We start from the raw sequence: 20519 nt of genomic DNA, 5'->3' as shown, positions 1-20519 counted from the left end.
GCTACAGGCGTTCTTCCACACTGATGCCTTCAGGGCAGGTGCCTTCCAGCGTGACGGCATAATCCGCAAAGCCGCGGGCCGGGCCTTCACTGGTGCGGCGGCAGTGCACCATGTCGAAAAGCTTTTGTGCGGGCGCGTTGCCCATGCGTTTTTCATGCTTGAAGATGAACAGCTTGCGGGCGCCCATCTTGCCGCGTGCCGCTGAGCGGTCATGCTCGAACATGTTGCTGAGCGCCTCCCACAGCAGGTCCAGGTCGTCATCGGCAAAGCCGCTTTTTTCCGCCAGCGGGACGGAAACAAAGCCCTCCATACGATACAGGCCGTAAGGCACGATGAACTTGCGGCCCATGGTGCGCTCTTTTTCCAGGTCTTTTTCATTGGTCACGGCCATACGCGTGATGCTCACCTCGGCAGGGACGACGGGCTCCACGCTGCGGGCAAAGGTCAGCTGCACCGGGCCGCGTACCTGACCGCAGTTCACTTCCGTGCTCATGACAGCGCCGAAGGTACGGATGTCGAAAAAGTTCTCGCACATCCAGGCCGTGACGGCGCGGGCCTCGTCAGGCTTTTTGGGCAGCTTTTTGGATTCCGCCTTCAGCGACAGGGCCGTGTAGGCCTCCTGGTTCTTCTGGTTGAGCACGGCTTTTTCCTGCACATAGATCCGGTAGCCGGTGGCTCCTTCCTTGGCCAGCTCCACATAATTGCGCACCTTGCGCTTGAGGCAGACGTCCGTCACCAGCCCCAGGCCGGTCTCGGGGTCGATGCGGGGCATGTTGCCGGCGTCGGGATCGCCGTTGGGGTTGCCGTTCTCCACGTCGAAGAAAAGCACGAAGTCATAACGGTTCGTGATGGCAGGCATGGCAGTTCTCCTTAGTTTTCGGCGTCGTCAGCCGTCTTTTTCTGATAGAGTGCGTTGTTCTGATGATAGTAGCCCAGCATGAAGCGGCCCTGATTCTCCAGCGAGAGCACAGGCGGAAAGACCGTCATGCCGTCCATGATCTCGCTTACCAGACGGGAAAAGCGGATGTCGTAGCCGGGATGCTGCTTGGCACTTTTGGAGATGTGGAACTGGGCCGTCTTCAGCAGCTGCGGGAACACCAGGCAGGGCCGCGTCGAGGCCGCGCCGATGTAGCGTTCCCGGAGCGACGCGTTCACGCTGCCCAGCGCGTCGGTCTGGGCTTTTTCCAGGACCGCGAACAGGCGGCCCAGCCGGTAACCCTTGTTCTGTTCTTCCTTGTCCAGTGACATGGTGGCTCCTTTTGCTGTCGTATCGCAAAGATGGGCCTTGATGAGCGCGGCCCGGTAATAGGTGACGTTCTTGTCCGCGTGGATGCGCTGCAGGGCGGCAGTGTACATGCTTTGCGGCCAGGCGCGCCCCAGCAGGATGTTGCGCAGCAGCTGCCCGCCGAGCAGGGGCGGGATGTTTTCGGATTTTTGCAAGGGGGCAAGGTCCCGCAGCAGCTGCCACAGGGCGGGGTGCTCCTCTTCGCCGGGGTAGCGGCGTTCGATGGCCAGGTCGCGATACCAGCGGCCGAAGCGTTGCAGCAGATTGCCGAAGGTGTCCGTCACCCAGAGACGGACGCCCAGCCGGGCGGCATTGGGGGCAAGTCCGAGTACGAAAAAGCGCACGCTGGTGTCGATACCGTCATCTTCGCTGACGGGGCGGCCGCAGGCCATGGCCGTCAGCAGGGAGCGGACCTTGTGCAGCAGGGCGCTGTCCTGCGTCTGCTCGGTGGCGTCGAGACCGTCGAACAGGGCCCCGAGCAGGGATTCCTCCGCGCAGGCCCTGTCCGTCCAGAAGACGATGCTGTCTTCCCCCAGGCGTACGACCTGTTTGTGCTCCTTTTGGAGCAGGTAGTTCAGGGCCGCGGTATAGCCGCGGGCCGCGCGCGGGCTGACAGGGGCATTTTCGCTTTGTTCCTTGCCGAAGGACTGGAACGAGTTGCAGGTGAACGAGATGAGACGGGCCCCCGAGGTCTGGGCGCCTATGACGCCTTTGATGACGGGATGCACTTTCAGGATGGGGCCTTCCCTGCCCGTGACGAGGCACTGTCCCTGCGGGCATTCCTGTCCGTCGAGATTGTCCAGCCAGATCCGCTGCAGGGCGGGGTGTTCGTGCAGGAAGCCCTCTTCGCCCTGGAGCCGGAAGACCAGGTTGCTGTCCAGAAGGGCCTGACGTTCGGGCAGGCTTTGGAGCATCTCCGGCTGCCAGCGGTCCAGAAAGGCCAGCAGGGCGCGGGCGTGTTTGTCGTCCGCATCCTGCAGCAGTTTCCTGTGGAGCGCGTGGAAGGCCGCCGCGGTCTCCGGGCTGGGGCGTGTATCGTCCTTTCCGTCAACGCCCAGCACATACGCCGCGTCATCCCAGAGCATGTTCGGGAGCAGTTCCTTTTTCCGCCGCCGTGCCGCCGGGACGGACATCTTGCGCGGCTTGCCTTTACTGTCGCGCAGGTCGCGGACAGATCTCAGGCAGCCGTCTTCAGCGATGACCAGGGCAAAGGAGATCTCCGCGCTGCCCGTTGCCGGGCCTGCGTCCATGGCCGGTTCTTCGTGGAGGAAGCGGTCTTCGCCTTCAAGCTGGAAGACCAGGCGGCTGCCCAGCAGGGCCTGACGTTCGGGCAGGCTGTGGAGCATCTCCGGCCGCCAGTGATCCAGAAAGGCCAGCAGCGCTTTGGCGTGTCTGTCCGGGCAGGCATCGAAACGCTCATGATGCAGCGCCAGAAAGGCCTGTCGTTTTTCCGGGGAGGGGCAGGAATCGTCACGTCCGTCGATGCCGAGGACGTAGGAGGTCTTGTCCCACAGGAAGTTGGCGGCGACATTGCTTGATCGGCTGACCGCCGCCGGTACGAAACGGCGCAGCGGCTTGCCTTTGCTGTCGCGCAGGTCATGCACGCCTTTCAGGCTGCCGTCTTCGCCGATGACCAGGGCAAAGTGGATGGCTTCGGCGCTCATGCCTTCGGGCGGCATGCCGGACTGGGGATCCTGCGTCATGCGTTCGTAAAAACGGTACAGTTCTGTCAGATACATAGGGTTTCCCTTTTCCAGCGGGCCACGTCGATGATCCCCTGTTCCAGGCGCGGACGATAGAACAGGGGCTTCATGCCGTGGGCATAGTCGATGTCGTACAGCATATAGCCGAGATCGCGCGGCGCATCGTGGGCCAGGCTGGAGGCGGGCATCGCATCCTTTTCTTCCAGAAGGGAAAAATAGGCGGGGAACTCACGGCAACCCAGACAAGGCTGCTGGAAGCACTCGCCATTTCGTGCGCGGCGCCGAAAGATGTCGATGTGCTTGCCTTCGTTGTCCGACGGGCCGGCTTTGTCCGTCAGCTCGAAATGGGCCTCGATGACGTAATCCACATGCCGCAGCAGCAGGGTGGCCCGTTGCTGGCGGCATTCGTCGGCGAACAGGTACAGGGGCGTGCCGTTCTTTGCCGCATTTTTGACGCTTTTCACGCTGGGGCCCTTTTCCGAGACCTCGTTGCGCCGGATGCTGTCGAACACGATGGGGTTCAGGACGTGGATCCTGTCCACGAGCCAGCGTATGGCCGGTTTCCAGTGGATGGCTTCAAGGATGCCGCGCATCGCCGATGGTGTGGGGACATCATAGCTGCAGCGTTCCCCCTTGTTTTCCGGGCGGGTGAACAGGGCATAGTCGCCCCGGACCCGTAATCTGACTCCGATCATGGGAGCCTCCTTTCAGTTGCTGTCCTTGCCGGGATCTTCCCGGCCTGTCTGGCGGATCAGAAAACCAGATCTGCCGAGGAGATGCCGTCCGCCATCCGCACATCCAGTCCGGTGTCCTCCGCATAGCCCAGACCGCCGCTGAGCAGGTACACGCAGTCATGGAGGCACTCCAGCCGGCCGGCCTGTTCCATGGCTTCCCGTTCCCAGCGATAGACCTGGACGCTGTAGGATTGCAGCCTGCGGAATACCCGGGAGGGGAGGGCTTGCTCGTTGCGCAGGCAGGTGCGCAACTCTTCCGGGAGCTGGGATTCGATGACCACGCTATCCGTTTGAGATTCGATAAACTGGAATGTTCTGTCGATCTCCGCAAAATCCGCATCCAGCTTGGGGATGCGGTAAAAGCGCGGGTCCAGGGCGGCATTGGAGGAGGTGACGAGCTTCATCTTCCGGAGGATGGCGTGCTCATCGAGCAGTTCCGGGTGGCTGTACAGGGCCTGGAAATAACGCCGGATGGTCGCGGGCCCGAACAGGTCGTCCGCATCCTGGACAAGGGCACAGGCCTCGCGTCTGCGGTTCAGGTCGGCGGCCCGGAGGGGAACGGGCTGTTCGCCGTCAAAGACGCAGACCTGCCCAAGCTCCCGTTCTCCATGCCTGTTGCAGCGCCCGGCTGCCTGGGCAATGACATCGAGGCCGTTGCGTTCGCGGTAGACCACGGGAAAGCTGATATCCACGCCGCACTCGATGAGCGAGGTGCTGATGACACGGCAGGGAAGGCCGCTGGCCAGCCTTTCCCGTATGGTCTGCAAGGTGCGGCTGCGGTGGCAGGGCGTCATGTACGCGCTGAGATGGAAAAGATCCTCGTTTTTGCCGCATCGCTCGAACAGCGCGCGGGCATGGCGCCGTGAATTCAGGATGCAGAGCACCTGGCGCTCCGCCAGCAGGCGTGCGCCCAGTTCCGCATCAGTGAGCATGGGCTCAAAGGTCGTCCGCACGCGTTCAAAGATCCTGAACAGGGCCGGGAGGGTCGATTCGGGCACCAGGCTGCGGACTTCGTCCGCTTCGAACCCGCAAGGCAGGGCCGTGGAGCGCAGCAGGGCCGGCTGGGTGGCCGTGCAGAGGACGATGCTTGTCCCGTAGTGCCCGGCAAGGCTGCGCAGGGCCTCCACGCAGGGAGCGACAAAGGGCACGGGGATCATCTGGGCTTCGTCGAGGATGACCACACTGCGGGCGATGTTGTGCAGTTTGCGGCAGCGGGAAGGCTTGCAGGAAAACAGGGATTCGAAAAACTGGACGGACGTGGTGACGATGACGGCTGCTTCCCAGTTTTCCGTACTCAGCCGGTATTGCAGGCTGGCCGTGCTTTCGTCATCGCCTTCGTCGGGATGGACGAAATTGCTGTGGTGTTCCAGCACCACCTCATCGCCGAGCGCCTCGCGGAATATTTGGGCGCTCTGCTCGATGATGCTGGTGTAGGGCACCACAAAGATGATGCGGCGCAGATCGTGCCGGATGGCGTGCCGTATGGCGAAAGACAGCGAGGAGAGCGTCTTGCCCCCTCCGGTCGGGACTGTGAGCGAGAACAGGCCGGGAGCGGCGGCCGCAGCCTGTTCGCACTGTTCGCGGATGAAGGAGCGGGCCAGGGCGATGGCCTTTTGGCGTTCACTGCTGCCGCAGGGCGCGGCCGCACCTGCCTCAAGTTCTTCCGGGGCCACACGGCTTTCGTGCAGGAAACCTTTGCGATGCAGATAGTCTTCCAGACGGACGGCCAGCGGCGACAGGGCGGGGACCGCTGGCCGGAGCCGGTAGATGTCGGGGGTGCAGAAACGTTCCGTATCGAGATAGTCAGCATCCACAAGGCAGGAAAACAGCATGCGCAGGGCAAAGCAGATGCGGAAGGGATCAGGATGGCGTCCCTGCTTGCAGATGAGCGGGAGCATCTCCTGGTAGATGTCCATGGGAGAGGCCGGAAGCGGGATGGCCGCGGGGTCCCAGGAGGGGAGATTTTGGATATTGCCGGGAGCAAGGCGGTGGTCGAGACCGGTACCGTATTCGGATCCGGCGTCGGGCAGGCCGCCGTGATGTCCGAGGATGGGATAGGCCAGAAAACGGGACAGCATGGTGCCCAGGGCGGCGGTCTGCCGGGATGGAGACGCTTCCCAGCGTTGCCCGAGCAGTACGGCCCCTGCTGTGGAATGATCGACACGTGGGCCGCCTTCCAGCCTGCGCTGGAATCCTTCTGTGGCTTTTCCGGCATCGTGGTGGGTACCCAGCGTCGCCCCTGTCCTGGCGGCTCCGAACAAGGAGGCAAAGTCCGCTGCCAGCCTGCCGACGTTGTCCAGATGCTCCTGCAAGGTCTGCCAGTCTTTTTTCGGATGGCCGGCGAGCGTATGCGCGTACAGCATGCGTCCCTCCCGAGAGTATGGAAAAATATATGTGTCTTTATTGTATCATTTTATTTGTAATGGCTGCAATACGAACGCTGGAGAAAATCATGCCGGCTTTGTGATGTCTTGTTTTTCTTCTGTGATTCCAGATTATTGAAGGCTGTCGCGTTGTGTGTGAGGGGCTTGGAAGGGCGTCGTGCGTCACTGCTGCGCCGACAGGCTGGAAAGATTGCTGGATCGTCTGCCCTGCGCATGACGGAGAGGGAAAAAGTCCCGTCCCGCAGCTGCATCCGGCATAAAAAAAGCCCGGCATGGAGCATTCCATACCGGGCGTGCCTTGCAGGCGGATGCCGTCAGCCCGTCAGGCCGCGGCGGGGAGGTCCTTGCCGATTAGGCAAAGAACATCTTGGACAGGGTCATGGGATCGATGTACTTGCCGTCCTTGTAGACGCGCATGTTGCCGGAGGCGATCTCGTCGATGAGGATGACCTTGCCGTCGGCGTCATAGCCGTATTCGAACTTGATGTCGTACAGGACCAGGCCCTTTTCCTTCAGGTCGTCGGCCACGATCTGGGTGATCTTCTGGGTCATGTCCTTGATGTCGTCGTACTGCTTGTCGGTCATCACGCCCAGGGCCACCAGGGCGTCCTTGGTGACCAGGGGGTCGCCCAGGGCGTCGTTCTTGAAGGTGGTTTCCACATAGGCGGGCAGGTCGGCACCTTCTTCGATGTAATCACCGTAACGGCGGATGAAGCTGCCCACGGCCTTGTGGCGGCAGATCACTTCCAGGCCCTTGCCGAAGGGCTTGGCAGGCAGGACTTCCATGGTGGTGTCGGCCAGGTTGGCGCTCACATAGTGGGTCTTGATGCCGGCGGCATTGATCTTTTCGAAGAAGTAGATGGACATGCGCAGGTTCACGTCGCCCACGCCGTCGATGGTCAGGCCCACGGAGTTCTCGCCGGGATCGAAAACGCCGTCCTTGCCGGTGCAGTCATCTTTGAACTTCAGCAGATAGTTGCCGTTTTCCAGGGCATAGACGTTCTTCGTTTTGCCAGTGTAGATGAGCTCCATTTTCGATACCTCCGTGAAGCTATGGTGGGAGAAAAATTTTGCTTCGGCCCGGCAGGGCCGGTCAGAATCAAAAAATGTCCGGTATGCATATAATTATTATAGTGTGAAATCAAGCAGGGAATATGGGGGATATTTTTTACTGCATAAAGGCAATGCATTAAGAAAAAGAGTGAGTAAATTTTTTATTTTTTATCTAATTTTATAAAAAAATCCTGTGCGATGGATGAAAAAAAATTCCATAAATGGCATTATTATGTAGTGTTACATTTGTTTTTTCTGTTTTTTGTTGCAGTATGTTGAAAGCATGATGGCTGCATCGGGACCACGCTTTGATTCCCGTACGCTTTTTTCCCTGATGCATGGCCCTGCGGCTGCCTGCGAGGCCTTGAAAAAAAATGAAAAAAGTCCCCTGGCCACGATGGTCAGGGGACTTTTTGTTTCAGGCAGGGACCCTACTTGTTGTCAGCCAGGTTGGCCTGTTCGAATTCGTCCAGGGCCTTGCTCACGACCTTGGCCAGACCGATGAGGGCGATAAGGTTGGGGAAGGCCATGAGGCCGTTGAACATGTCGGCCAGTTCCCACACCAGGTTCACCTGCAGCAGGGAACCCATGACGATGAAGCACATCACCACCACGCGGTAGGGGGTCACGCCGCGGGTACCGAACAGATACTTGACGTTCTGCTCACCGAAGAAATACCAGCCCACGATGGTGGAGAAGGCGAAGAACAGCAGGCAGATGGCCACGAACTTGATACCAAAGGCACCCAGACCGGTGGAGAAGGCCTTCTGGGTCAGGGCGATACCGGTGGTGGTACCGTCCAGAGCGCCGGTGACGAAGATGACCAGGGCGGTCATGTTGAGCACGACGAAGGTATCGATGAACACGCTGACGATACCCATCAGGCCCTGCTGGGCGGGGTACTGCACCTTGGCCACGGCATGGGCGTGAGGCGTGGAACCCATACCGGCTTCGTTGGAGAACAAGCCGCGGGCCACACCGTAGCGGATGGCTTCCTTGACACCGGCACCGATGATGCCGCCGGTGGCGGCCGAAGGATCGAAGGCGCCCACAAAGATCATCTTGAAGGCGGGGATGATCTGGTCGGCATTGCTGAGGACCACGAACAGGCCGCCGATGACATACAGCAGGGCCATGAGGGGCACCATCTTTTCGGTCACGGCAGCGATGCGGCCGATGCCGCCGAAGAAGACGAAGGCACCGCAGGCGGCGATGATCAGGCCCATGACCAGGGGCGGCACGTCAAAAGCGGTCTTGAAGGCGTCGGCGATGGAGTTGGACTGCACCATATTGCCGATGCAACCCAGGGCGATGATGATGGAGACCGAGAAGAACACGGCCAGCTTGTGGCTGCCGAGACCTTTGGAGATGTAGTAGGCGGGGCCGCCGGTGATGTGGCCGGCGTCGTCGCGGGTGCGGTAGACCTGGGCCAGCACGGCTTCGGCAAAGATGGTGGCCATGCCGAAGAAGGCGGCGATCCACATCCAGAAGATGGCGCCGGGACCACCCATGGCGATGGCGGTGGCGGCACCGGCCAGGTTGCCGGTACCCACCTGGGCGGCGATGGCGGTGGCCACGGACTGGAAGGAGCTCATGCCGTGCTTGTCGGCGCGCTTGCCCTTCAGGGAAAGGTCACCGAAGAGCATGCGCACGGCCTGTCCGAACTTGCGGACCTGGATGAACTTCAGCCGGATGGTGAAGTATATGCCCACACCACACAGCAGCGGGATAAGGCAGTACATGCCCCAGATGAAGCTGTTGATGTTGGAGACAAGTTTCGTCAATTCTTCCATGGTTTCCCCCTCAGGCTATCCGGCCTGCATGTCATCCGGCAGGAGAACCCCGTGTCCGTCCGTCGTCTGGCAAGGCATGTCGAATATGGAATGATGGTGTCATGTTCCCGGCAACCTTCGCGAGATTCATGTATGGATGAATGATTTGCATCCATACGGGGCCAAAAAAACAGCGCGTCCTTTTTTCGTTCCGGGGCGGGCCCGGTACGGATGCCGGTACGGTGGTGTCCGGCGGGCAGGGGCGCTGTCGCTGTTCGCTATGGTTGTCGTCGATTTATCTATGCATGTGCGACATTAAACCGTAACGCGGAAAATGTCCATGCCGGAATTGATTGGGAATCATTTCCCAAGCATCGCGTGGAGAGCAAAAAAATATGCGTGATGCCGGCTTGTTGGCTGCCGTTTATGGAAAAAATCCTGCCCGGGATGAGCGGATGGGAGCGCCCTTGCTCTTGCGGTCCGGAGAGGGACATGCAGCCCGTCAGGGACGGGAAAGGCCGGGATCAGGGGCCGGGAGGGCGCGTGCCCTTGGTAGTGGCGGACGCCGCAAAAAAGATCGCCGTCAGGGGAAAGGCATGCCAGGGCAGGGGAAGAGAGGCGGACAAAAGGCGGACGGGGCTGGCGGATCCCGGTGATGGAAAAAATTGATCTGCATCCCGAAAAGGAAAATCAGCAAGGGAAAAAGAAAAAGGGACCGCACGGATGCAGTCCCTAATGGCATCAGTCCTCGTCCCGGACGCTGCTGCGGCGTCTGCGGCGGGGCTTTTCTTCTTCCACTTCTTCAGGCAGGTCGGGCGTGGAGAGCTGTTCCCGGATGCGGTCGCGCTCTTCCCGGGGCTTGGCCACCAGGCGCAACTGCTTGACCAGCACCTTGCCGATGACCAGCACTTCTTCCACATCGGCCAGCTGTTCGAAGTCCGGGGCATCGGGGCTGAAATCTTCGGGAGCGTCCCGCAGTTCTCCAGAAGTCATCCTGAAAATATACATGACGTGCCTCCGTGGCAGCAGTTTTGAGTTTTTCGTATCCAGCTGGACAAAGGGCGACGTGCGCAACAGGGCCAGCCGTTCTTCCGTCATGGCGCGACAGGGGAAATGCCGGCAGGCCAGACAGGCCAGCAGGGGCCGCTGATGCCCCTTGAGCGGGCAGCGGATGGCTTTTTCCGTGGGGTCTGCGTATCTTCCCATGACGAACACCTTTGCCTTGCTATAGCAAAGAGTGCCTTCCGGGCCTAGCCGGGAAGTGGGAAATTTTTTCGCCGTGCCCGGCCTCGGCGCGCGCGACGTGCCCGCCGGAAGATACGGAGGGCCGGAGTGCTGCCCGTCCTTTCCGTACAGGGTCGCCTGCGGGGAGAGGAGCCGGAAAAATTTTATCAAGATGTGTGCAGCTCGCGGGCGGCACACATCGCAGGCCTCGCGGGCGGCGGCGATGGCGTGTGCAGCAAGGGGAGCGGCGGTGCCCCTGGGCAGTGCCCTGCCGGCGCGGGAGGGCAGGGACGCCCGCTGCTGCTGGTTCCTCCGGCGGATCAGCCCCGGCGGGCCCAGGTACAGCGGTCCAGACCGGCCAGATCCTGCTCGGTGCGGGGCGCGCCGTAACCGGCCTCCATCAGCAGACGGCGCACGGCCTCGCCCTGGCGGTAACCGTGTTCCATGGCCATAAGGCCGCCCGGTCTCAGGGCCTGCTGTCCGGCACGGATGACGGCGTGCAGGTGGCGCAGACCGTCCTGCTCGGAAAAGAGTGCGCTGTGCGGTTCGTGGTGCAGGACTTCCGCCATGACCTCGCCTTCTTCCGCAGCGGCGATGTAGGGCGGATTGCTGACCAGAACGTCCAGCCCCTGCGGCAACAGCGGCGGCGTGAACATGTCCCCCCGTACCAGGGCCAGACGGTCAGCGGCCTGCAGGCTGCGGATGTTGCGGGCCGCCACGGGCAGGGCCCCGGCGCTGTATTCCAACAGCAGGCCCCGGCTGTGCGGCAGCTCCAGAGCCAGCGTGATGCCGATGCAGCCCGTGCCCGTGCCCAGATCCGCAAAGCGCACGTCCCCGTGCCCCTCGCATTCCCGCAGCACGATCTCCAGCAGCAGCTCGGTCTCCGGCCGGGGGATGAGGGTCTGCGGGCTGACCTCGAAATCGCGGCCGAAGAACTCGCGCCGCCCGGTGATGTGGGCCAGCGGTTCACCGGCGCAGCGGCGGGCGGTCAGGGCACGGATGGCGGCGGCCGCATCGTCCGCCACAGGGGAGGGCATGGCCAGCATCAGGCCGATGCGGTCAAGGTGCAGCACATGGCCTGCCAGCAGGCGGGCCTCCAGCGCGGGGGCATCCGTGCCTGCGGCGTGCAGGTCGCGGGTCAGCGAGGTCAGCAGTTCCTGAAGGGTCATATCCTTGTCCTGTGTGCGGCTGGGCAAAGCAAAAAGGCCCGGGGCAACGCCATGTCGTCCCGGGCCATCCGCGTCACCGCCTTGCAGGGGCGACAGCGGCGTTATTTCTTTTCCGTGGCCGGAGCGGCTTTCCTGGCACGCGCGGCCGTCTTTTTGACGGGTTCGAAGGCCAGGGCCAGCACATCGTCATAAGTGTGCGCGGGGTGGACCTTGATCTTTTTCAGCAGTTCCTTGGGGACCTCTTCCAGATCCTTGACGTTCTGGCTGGGGATGATGACATGCTTGAGCCCGCGTGCCACACCGGCCAGGATCTTTTCCTTGATGCCGCCCACGGGCAGCACCCGGCCCTGCAGGGTGATCTCGCCGGTCATGCAGGTATCGGCCCGCACGATGCGGCCGCTCAGGGCCGAGATCAGGGCCGAGGTCAGCGTGACACCGGCGGAGGGGCCGTCCTTGGGCACGGCACCGGCAGGCACATGGATGTGGATGTCCTGCGTATCGCTGAAGTCCGCGTCGATGCCCAGGCTGTCGGCCCGGCTGCGGATGTAGCTCATGGCGATGCGGGCGCTTTCCTTCATGACGTCGCCCAGCTGGCCCGTGAGCTGCAGGTTGCCCTTGCCCTTCATGCAGGCGCATTCGATGGTCAGCACCTCGCCGCCGGCCGGGGTCCAGGCCAGGCCCAGAGCCATGCCGGGCATGAGGCGCTTGTCCTTCTCGTCTTCGATGAAGCGCGGCGCGCCCAGCAGTTTTTCCACCATGGCGCTGTCCACGGTGAAGCTGCCCTTCTTGCCTTCGGCACGCTGGCGGGCCAGCTTGCGGCAGATGGAGCCCAGCTCCCGTTCCAGGTTGCGCAGGCCGGCTTCGCGGGTATAGCCGCGGATGACGGCGGTAAGGGCGGTATCGTCCATGATGACGTCACCTTCACGCAGGCCGTTCTCCGTCACCTTCTTGGGCAGCAGGTGGCGTTTGGCGATCTCCACCTTTTCCTGCATGGTGTAGCCGGGCAGGCTGATGACCTCCATACGGTCGCGCAGGGGAGCCGGGATGGTCTCCAGATGGTTGGCCGTACACAGGAACATGACCTTGGAAAGGTCGAAGGGCACGTTCAGGTAGTGGTCGCTGAAGGTGTGGTTCTGTTCGGGGTCCAGCACTTCCAGCAGAGCGGACGAGGGGTCGCCCCGGAAATCGGAACCCAGCTTGTCCACTTCGTCCAGCACGATGACCGGGTTGCGGGTACCGGCCTGCTTGATGGCCTGGATGATGCGGCCGGGCATGGCGCCGATATAGGTGCGGCGGTGGCCGCGGATCTCGGCCTCGTCATGCATGCCGCCCAGGGACAGGCGCTGGAAATGACGGCCCAGTGCCCGCGCGATGGAGCGGCCCAGCGAGGTCTTGCCCACGCCTGGAGGGCCGGCGAAGCAGAGGATGGGCCCCTTGGACTGGGGATTGAGCTTGCGCACGCTAAGGAATTCCAGGATGCGGTCCTTGATCTTGTCCAGACCGTAGTGGTCCTCATCCAGGATGGCCTTGGCATGGGCGATGTCCAGACGGTCGCGGGAAAGCTTCTTCCACGGCAGTTCCACCAGCCAGTCCAGATAGGTGCGCACCACGTTGGCCTCGGAAGAATCGGCGTGCATGCCGGACAGGCGGCGCAATTGCTTGTCCGCTTCCTTGCGCACGTCCTTGGGCAGACCGGCCTTGTCCAGGGCCTTGCGCAGCTCGTCCAGCTCTTCTTCGCCTTCGGAGGCCGCATCGCCCAGTTCGTGACGGATGGCCTTGATCTGTTCGCGCAGGAAGTATTCCTTCTGCGCCTTGTCCATGCCTTCGCGGGCCGTGCTCTGGATGTGGGCCTGCATGGTGGCCACTTCCACCTCGCGTTCGAGCTGGATATTGACCAGCATCAGGCGCTCCACGGGGTTCACGGCTTCGAGGATGCGCTGGGCCTCGGCGGTCTTCATGCGCAGGTTGGCGGCGATGAGGTCGGCCAGACGGCCCGGTTCCTCCACGCCCTGGAGCACGGCCAGGATGTCCGGGGAGGCCACGCCGCGCAGCTGGAGCACCTTTTCGCTCTGCTCGCGGGCGGAGCGCAGCAGGGCTTCTATCTTGGCGTCGCGCGGGGGCGTCTCTTCCTGCAGGACGGTGATGCGGGCTTCCAGATAGGGCTCCACACGGTGGTAGCCTTCCACCTTGGCCCGGCTGGCGCCCTGCACCAGGATCTTGATGCGGCCGTCGGGCATCTTGAGCATGCGCATGACCTGCACCACCGTACCGGCAGTGTAGAGGTCGTTGGGGCCGGGATCTTCGGTGGATTCTTCCTTCTGGGTGCAGACCAGCAGGTGGCGGCCCTTCTTGAGGGCGGCTTCCACGGCTTTGACGGATTTTTCGCGACCGATGAACAGCGGCAGGATCATGTAGTTGAACACTACGACATCCCGAACGGGCAGCACCGGCAGCAGGTCGGAGATCTGCTGTTCGCCGGGGGCCGACGCCTGTTCGTCGCCGCTCGTCCCCTGGTCCTGTCCGGCGGCATCCACCGCCTGGCTCAGGGCATCCTGCAACTGGGACAGCATGTCCTCCAGCGGATGGTCGTTCTTTTTCTGATCAGACATATATACTCCCGGACTGCTTACAGGTGTCTGCACTGGCAGATGCTGTAGCAGCCATTATCGGTGACGATCACATGGTCCAGAAAACGCAGCCCCATGTTGACGGCCAGCTCCCGCACGGTATTGGTGAAGATGAGGTCGGGCTGGGAGGGCCGGGTCTGGCCGCCCGGATGGTTGTGCACCAGGATGATGCCGCTGGCCTTGTAGCGCAGGGCAGGCTCCAGTACATCGCGGGGCAGCAAAGGGACGCTTTCCACATTGCCCTGGCGCAGGCGTTCCCAGGCCACGAGGCGGTTGCCCGCATTGACCATGGCCAGCCAGCATTCTTCCTGCTGGCTGCCGGCCAGACGGGCCCGGGCCATCTCGGCCACTGCCTGGGGCGTTGCCACTTCCACCCCCTGCAACAGGGGCGCGGCCGCATGGCGGGCCAGCACTTCGCGCAGCACCTGCCACATGGAGAGCAGGCCGGGGCCGAAACCCGGCACGGCCAGCAGCTGTTCCGGCGGAGCGTCCAGCACGCCGCGGATATTATGGAAGCGCAGCAGCAGTTCCCGGGCCAGCGGTTTGGTATCCTTGCGCGGCTGCCCGTAGCCCAGCAACAGTTCCAGGATCTCATAATCGGCCACAGCCAGAGGCTCGCGAGCCAGTCGTTGACGCAGGCGGCTGCGGTGACCGCTATGGGGAGAGGCAGAGGATACAGGCATTGCGGTCATAAGGTAAGATGCTTTTTGGCAAGCGCAAGGGGCAGAAAAGAGATTCATTGAGGGGAGGGGGACCCCTCATCTCTGCTGTCGATGCCCGTAAGGCTCCTTTGTCGCTAACGGGCACGGCCTGCGGCCGCCTTCGGTCGCTGCCGGCGCGAGAGGTGTCCCCCTCCCTTCAAATTCCCCCCCTCCCCAGCGCGCTTTACTGGAAGCCAAAGAGGACGCCCCGGGGAGCGTCCTCTTTGGCTTCGTGACCAGTCATAAGCTCGGAAGGGCTGATGATGCAGGCCCTCAACTGCCCGTGGCAGAGAGCCCTGTGACTGTCGTCTGTGATTTTTGGGGATAGAGTGCGCCCGGAGAATTGCAGGCGCCGTGTCATACGTCTTCTTGGAAAGTACGGTCCTTTTGAGTCGAAGGTCTGACCGTCATGCAAAAATTTTCCGGAAGAAAGCGCGTTTGGGGGAGGATGGGGGCTTGGGGGAAGGGACCCCTTTTCGCGCCAGCAAAAGGGGGTCCCTTCCCCCAATAAAAGCGACACGGGCCGAGCCCGTTGCAACGGAGAAAGCTGCGGGCGACAGCGGAACAAGGGGGGCTTCCCCCAAAAAATCAGTGTAGTTGCAAAAATCCCTAGCGCCGGGCAGCGGCGAAGAGTGCCACAAGATCGGTGGCCAGCTTGTCCAGGCTTTGCTCAGGCGTGCAGCGGCCGCTCTTGATGGCCAGCTCGGCGTCCATGATCATGCCCAGGCAGCGGGCCAGGGCGGCGGGGCCCAGACGGCGTGCCAGCTGCTGCTTGGCATTGGCTTCGGAGGGATGGAAGCGGACTTTCTCGCCCGCGCAGGCCTGCCAGAGCTGGCGGAACTCGCGGGCCAGCAGGGAGAGCAGGGGGAAAAGCAGGCCTTCCACGTCCTTGCGGCCCCGGGCCAGCTCTTTCCAGACAGCGGCCAGGTTGCCGGCTTCCATATGGCGGATGCAGGCGAAGATATTGCATTCCGGGGCCCAGGAGCTGGTGGCCAGCATGTCCGTGGTGACGGACCAGGGCATGGCCTGCCCGTCATCCGCCGGGCGCAGGAGCAGGAGTTTTTCCAGTTCGTTCTCCACGGCCTGGGCATCGGGGGGCACGGAGGTGCAGAACTGTTCGAAGGCGTCGGCCTCGAAGGGGATGCCCAGGGCCTGGGCGCGGTCGCGGACATATTTCTTGATGCTGCGCTCGCTCAGGCCTTCGCTGCGCCAGATCCAGCCCTGCTGGTCGGCAAAGCCCAGGCAGCGCAGCTTGGCGATGTGGGCAGGGATCTTGGGCTGGCCTTTTTCCCAGGCCACTTCCAGGCAGAAGAAAGGCCAGCACTGTTCCGAGGGCCGGGCCAGGGCGGCGGAGATTTTTTTCCAGACCGCGGCGGGCCAGAGATGGGCCTGACGCACCACCAGCAGGCGCGGCGTGCCGAACAGCCCCTGGAGGGTGAGCTGTTCCCAGAAGCGCGGCGAAGGCTCCTCGTCCCCCCAGTGGACGTGCCGTTCCCAGCGGCTGCTGTCGCCCTGGGCGCTCACAAGGGCTTCCAGACGGGCCTGCAAAAGGCGGCTGTCCGGGCAGACGAGAAAGGAAAAACCGGGTCTGGGCATGGTACGTCCTGGGTTCGGGATGGAAAACGACGTTGCGGGGAAAAAAGGCGGACGGCATGTCCGGGCCTTCTTCCCCCGCAACGGTTCAGTTCGGTATTGCGGAGCGGGGCTCCCTGCGGGCTAGTTGGCCACCACGTTGACCAGCTTGCCGGGCACCACCACGACCTTGCGGATGGTCAGGCCGCTGGTGTGACGCTGCACGGCGGCGTCGGCCAGGGCCACTTCTTCCATCCGGGCCTTGTCGGCACCGGCGGGCACTTCGATGGTACCGCGCAGCTTGCCGTTGACCTGCAGGGCGATGGTGACGGTATCCTGCACCAGGGCGCTTTCCTCGCACACGGGCCAGGCTTCTTCCTGCAGGGAAGAGGTGTGGCCCATGCGCTGCCACAGTTCCTCGCACAGGTGCGGGGTGATGGGCGAGAGCAGGGTCAGCACCGTGGCCATGGCCGAAGAGAAGACGCGGTTCTCGGCGTCGCTCTTGCCCAGCTTTTCACGGGACAGGTACATGGCGTTGACCAGTTCCATGACCGCGGAGATGGCGGTGTTGAACTGGAAGCGGTTGCCCATGTCCTCGGTGACCTTCTTGACCGTCAGGTGTTCGCGGCGGCGCAGGTCGCGGGCTTCGGGCGTGGTCACGTCGTCGGCACCGGCGCCGCAGGCCTTGACCGCGGACAGGCGCTCGGCCTCGTCCATGAACAGACGCCAGACGCGGTGCAGGAAGCGCGAGGAGCCTTCGATGCCGCTGTCGGACCAGTCGAAGTCACGCTCCGGCGGCGCGGCGAAGAGGCAGAACAGACGCACGGTGTCCGCGCCGTACTTGGCGATCATGGCCGTGGGGTCCACCACATTGCCCTTGGACTTGGACATCTTGCTGCCGTCCTTGAGCACCATGCCCTGGGTGAGCAGGTTGGTGAAGGGCTCGTCCAGGCCTTCGGGGTAGAAGCCCAGGTCGCGCAGGACCTTGGTGAAGAAGCGGGCGTAGAGCAGGTGCAGGATGGCGTGTTCCACACCGCCGATGTACTGGTCCACGGGCAGCCAGTACTTGAGGGCGTCCATATCGAAGGCGCTCTCGGTATTGCGGGCGCCGGTGTAGCGGGCAAAGTACCAGGAGGACTCCACGAAGGTGTCCAAGGTATCGGTCTCGCGACGGGCCTCGCCACCGCAGACGGGGCAGGTGCAGCGCACGAAGGAGTCGGTCTCGGGCAGGGGAGAGCGGCCGTCTTCACGCACATGGGCATCCAGGGGCAGGAGCACGGGCAGGTTCTCTTCCTTCTCGGGCACCACGCCGCACTTGTCGCAGTAGATGACCGGGATGGGGGCGCCCCAGTAACGCTGGCGCGAGATGTTCCAGTCACGCAGGCGGAACTGCGTGGTGGCCTTGCCCTTGCCTTCCTTTTCCAGACGTTCGGCCACGGCCTTCTTGCCGTCGGTGTTGGGCATGCCGTCGAAGTCGCCGGAATTGACCATCACGCCTTCGGTGGTGAAGGCGGCTTCCATGGTGGCGGGGTCGAGGACCTCGCCTTCGGGGCTGATGACCACCTTGACGGGCAGGCCGTACTTGCGGGCGAATTCGAAGTCACGCTGGTCGTGGGCGGGCACGCCCATGACGGCGCCGGTACCGTAGTCGGCCAGGACGAAGTTGCCCAGCCACACGGGCACCTGCCGGCCGGTGAAGGGATGGATCACATAGGCACCGGTGAAGATGCCTTCTTTTTCCAGATTGTCGGACTGGCGCTCCAGACGGTCCATGTTGCGGATGCGGGTCACGAAGGCGCGCACTTCGTCGGCCTTTTCGTAGCCTTCGATGAGCTTTTCCACCAGCGGATGTTCGGGGGCCAGGGTCAGGAAGGTCACGCCGAACACGGTGTCGGGACGGGTGGTGAAGACTTCCAGATGGTCGACGCCGTCCAGGGGGGCGGGCAGGCCGAAGCGCACGGCCGCACCGGTGGACTTGCCGATCCAGTTGCGCTGCATGGAGAGCACGCGGTCGGGCCAGCCGCCTTCCAGCTTCTGCAGGTCCTGCAGCAGTTCGTCACCGTAGGCGGTGATGCGCAGGAACCACTGGGTCAGGTCCTTCTGTTCCACATGGCTGTCGCAACGCCAGCACAGGCCGTCGATGACCTGTTCGTTGGCCAGCACGGTGTGGCAGGAGGGGCACCAGTTCTGGGGCGCCTTCTTGCGGTAGACCAGGCCCTTTTCCAGCAGGCGCAGGAAGAAGCTCTGCTCCCAGCGGTAGTACTCGGGGCGGCAGGTGGCCACTTCGCGGGACCAGTCATAGGAATAGCCCAGACGGCGCAGCTGCGCGCGCATGTTGTCTATGTTGGCATAGGTCCACTTGGCCGGATGGGTGTTGTGCTTGATGGCGGCATTTTCCGCGGGCAGGCCGAAGGCGTCCCAGCCCATGGGATGCAGCACGTTGAAGCCCTGCATGCGCTTGCAGCGGGCCACCACGTCACCGATGGAATAGTTGCGCACATGGCCCATGTGGATGTTGCCCGAGGGGTAGGGGAACATCTCCAGCACGTAATACTTGGGTTTGTCGCTGTGATGGTCGCAGGCAAAGGCATCCTGCTGCTGCCAGCGCTCCTGCCATTTCTGTTCGATGTCCTGCGGGGAATAACGATCTTGCGTCATGACACTTGTCTGCTTTTAGTTGGTGGAATCCTCTCCGGCGGAGAGGGAACCCTTTTCCAGAGCCTTGGCGGCGGCGTCCAGAATACCGTTGACAAAACTGGTGGCGTTGTCTTCGCCGAACTGGCGGGTCAGCTCCAGGGCCTCGTTGATGGCGACCTTGGCGGGGACGTCCTGGCGGTACAGCAGTTCGTACATGGCCAGGCGCAGCAGGGTCAGCTCCACGCGACCCATGCGGTCCACGCGCCAGTTGCGCGAGAAGCGGCTGATGGTCTTGTCCAGTTCATCGCGCCTGCTCCACACGCCCTGCACCAGATCCCAGGCAAAACCGGAAGGCAGCTCGCCTTCTTCGGTCTCCTGATGGTCGGGGGACTGCAGGAAGGCGCGGCGCACGTCTTCCAGCGAGGTGGCGTCGGCGAAGGACAGCCCGTACAGAACCTGAAAAGCCTGGGCGCGTTCGCCCCGGCGGCTGGCGGATTTACCCTTGCTCATGGATTACAGCTGCTCCAGCACGCGGATGGTTTCCAGCATGGCGGCGGCAGCTTCCACGCCCTTGTTGCCGCCCTTGGAACCGGCGCGTTCGATGGCCTGCTCGATGCTGTCGCAGGTCAGCAGGCCGAAGCCGATGGGGGTCTTGTACTGCAGCATCACCTGGGCGATGCCCTTGCTGGCTTCGTTGCACACGTAGTCGAAGTGGGGGGTGGCACCGCGGATCACGGCGCCCAGGGCCACGATGCCGTCATACTTGCCGCTGGCGGCCAGCTTCTGGCAGACCAGGGGCATCTCGAAAGCACCGGGGATGCGCACGATGGTGATGTTCTTGGCATCGAGGCCGTGGCGTTCCAGGTAGTCCAGGGCGCCGCCGGTCAGGCGGTCCACGATGAAGTCGTTGAAACGGGTGGCCAGGATGGCGATCTTGAGGCCTTTGGCATCAAGCATGCCGCTGATGGTAGTGGGATTGCTCATGGTCTGCTCCTAAAGAAAACCGTTTTGCAGTAAAAATTCCTTGTTGATGCCGCTGCTCTTCTGCGGCGTGGCGGGCCCGTCGGCCTGGCACTGCATGATGCGGCGCACGTACTTGCCGATGAGGTCCGTCTCCATGTTCACGCGGCTGCCCGGGCGCCAGTGCAGCATGGTGGTGCGTTTCTGGGTGTCCGGGATGACGTTGACGGTCAGGAAATCCTTGCCGCAGGCATTGATGGTCAGGCTGATGCCGTCCAGCGTGACGGAGCCTTTTTCGATGACTTCCGCCGCAAAGGCCGGCGGGAAGGCCAGCGTGCAGCGCAGGGAAGAACCGGCCTGTTCCACGGAACGCACCGTGGCCACGCAGTCCACATGGCCGCTGACCAGGTGCCCGCCCAGGCGGTCGCCCAGGGCCAGGGCCCGTTCCAGATTGACCAGGTCGCCCTTGCGCAGGTCGCCCAGGGTGGTGCGGGAAAGGCTCTCGCCCGAAGCATAGACAGTGAAGGTGGAACCGCTGTGCCGTTCCACGGACAGGCAGGCGCCGTTATGGGCGATGGACTCCCCGTCCACGATATTTTCCAGAGGGAAGAGGGGGCGCACTTCCATGCGGCACTCCTGGCCGCTGCGGCGCAGGCCCACGATCTCGCCCTGTCCCTGGATGATGCCGGTAAACATGG

At 62.9% G+C, this 20519-nt stretch carries 15 protein-coding genes; all 15 read right to left on the bottom strand.

Annotated elements, in window-relative coordinates; all coding sequences use genetic code 11:
* Position 1 precedes the first annotated feature (1 nt).
* The 15 genes from cas7c to ACQRAG_RS03995 all read right to left on the bottom strand — a co-directional run bounded on the left by cas7c (position 2) and on the right by ACQRAG_RS03995 (position 20517).
* A complete protein-coding gene (gene cas7c, locus ACQRAG_RS04065) occupies positions 2 to 859 on the bottom strand; it encodes a type I-C CRISPR-associated protein Cas7/Csd2 (protein WP_303956179.1) in 858 nt (285 codons plus the stop codon).
* Positions 860 to 870: 11 nt separating this feature from the next.
* Positions 871 to 3024, bottom strand: coding sequence for a type I-C CRISPR-associated protein Cas8c/Csd1 (cas8c, locus tag ACQRAG_RS04060; protein WP_427803630.1), 2154 nt, complete (start codon positions 3022 to 3024; stop codon positions 871 to 873).
* Positions 3015 to 3683, bottom strand: a complete 669-nt coding sequence (gene cas5c / locus ACQRAG_RS04055; RefSeq protein WP_304006120.1) for a type I-C CRISPR-associated protein Cas5c — start codon at positions 3681 to 3683, stop codon at positions 3015 to 3017. The genes cas8c and cas5c overlap by 10 nt, the downstream gene beginning before the upstream one ends.
* 56 nt (positions 3684 to 3739) lie before the next feature.
* Positions 3740 to 6085 (bottom strand): CRISPR-associated helicase Cas3', encoded by a 2346-nt coding sequence (gene cas3, locus ACQRAG_RS04050; protein WP_427803629.1) that lies wholly within the window; start codon positions 6083 to 6085, stop codon positions 3740 to 3742.
* Positions 6086 to 6457: 372 nt separating this feature from the next.
* Complete coding sequence (locus tag ACQRAG_RS04045) at positions 6458 to 7138, bottom strand: phosphoribosylaminoimidazolesuccinocarboxamide synthase (protein ID WP_006003800.1); 681 nt, start codon at positions 7136 to 7138, stop codon at positions 6458 to 6460.
* 452 nt (positions 7139 to 7590) lie between these two features.
* On the bottom strand, positions 7591 to 8952 hold the full coding sequence (locus ACQRAG_RS04040) for an alanine/glycine:cation symporter family protein (RefSeq protein ID WP_006003804.1): 1362 nt from the start codon (positions 8950 to 8952) through the stop codon (positions 7591 to 7593).
* A 720-nt stretch (positions 8953 to 9672) separates the two neighbouring features.
* Complete coding sequence (locus ACQRAG_RS04035; protein ID WP_168935431.1) at positions 9673 to 10137, bottom strand: hypothetical protein; 465 nt, start codon at positions 10135 to 10137, stop codon at positions 9673 to 9675.
* A 338-nt stretch (positions 10138 to 10475) separates the two neighbouring features.
* A complete protein-coding gene (prmC, locus tag ACQRAG_RS04030; protein WP_427803628.1) occupies positions 10476 to 11324 on the bottom strand; it encodes a peptide chain release factor N(5)-glutamine methyltransferase in 849 nt (282 codons plus the stop codon).
* Positions 11325 to 11425: 101 nt separating this feature from the next.
* On the bottom strand, positions 11426 to 13894 hold the full coding sequence (gene lon / locus ACQRAG_RS04025) for an endopeptidase La (RefSeq protein WP_419008876.1): 2469 nt from the start codon (positions 13892 to 13894) through the stop codon (positions 11426 to 11428).
* A 56-nt stretch (positions 13895 to 13950) separates the two neighbouring features.
* A complete protein-coding gene (locus ACQRAG_RS04020; RefSeq protein ID WP_168935428.1) occupies positions 13951 to 14643 on the bottom strand; it encodes a JAB domain-containing protein in 693 nt (230 codons plus the stop codon).
* 618 nt (positions 14644 to 15261) lie between these two features.
* On the bottom strand, positions 15262 to 16248 hold the full coding sequence (holA, locus tag ACQRAG_RS04015) for a DNA polymerase III subunit delta (RefSeq protein ID WP_204673814.1): 987 nt from the start codon (positions 16246 to 16248) through the stop codon (positions 15262 to 15264).
* A 120-nt stretch (positions 16249 to 16368) separates the two neighbouring features.
* Positions 16369 to 18882: a leucine--tRNA ligase gene (gene leuS / locus ACQRAG_RS04010; protein WP_304005628.1), complete on the bottom strand. Its 2514-nt coding sequence runs from the start codon at positions 18880 to 18882 to the stop codon at positions 16369 to 16371.
* A 15-nt stretch (positions 18883 to 18897) separates the two neighbouring features.
* Positions 18898 to 19371 carry a transcription antitermination factor NusB gene (gene nusB / locus ACQRAG_RS04005; protein ID WP_168935425.1) on the bottom strand — a complete coding sequence of 158 codons (474 nt, stop codon included), beginning with the start codon at positions 19369 to 19371 and terminating at the stop codon, positions 18898 to 18900.
* Positions 19372 to 19374: 3 nt separating this feature from the next.
* Positions 19375 to 19845 carry a 6,7-dimethyl-8-ribityllumazine synthase gene (gene ribH, locus ACQRAG_RS04000; protein WP_006003824.1) on the bottom strand — a complete coding sequence of 157 codons (471 nt, stop codon included), beginning with the start codon at positions 19843 to 19845 and terminating at the stop codon, positions 19375 to 19377.
* A 9-nt stretch (positions 19846 to 19854) separates the two neighbouring features.
* Complete coding sequence (locus ACQRAG_RS03995) at positions 19855 to 20517, bottom strand: riboflavin synthase (protein WP_168935424.1); 663 nt, start codon at positions 20515 to 20517, stop codon at positions 19855 to 19857.
* Positions 20518 to 20519: the final 2 nt, after the last annotated feature.

The organism is Desulfovibrio sp. SGI.230, from assembly GCF_050313065.1.
In the GTDB taxonomy this organism is placed as follows: domain Bacteria; phylum Desulfobacterota; class Desulfovibrionia; order Desulfovibrionales; family Desulfovibrionaceae; genus Desulfovibrio.
This window is presented reverse-complemented; position numbering and strand designations above follow the sequence as displayed.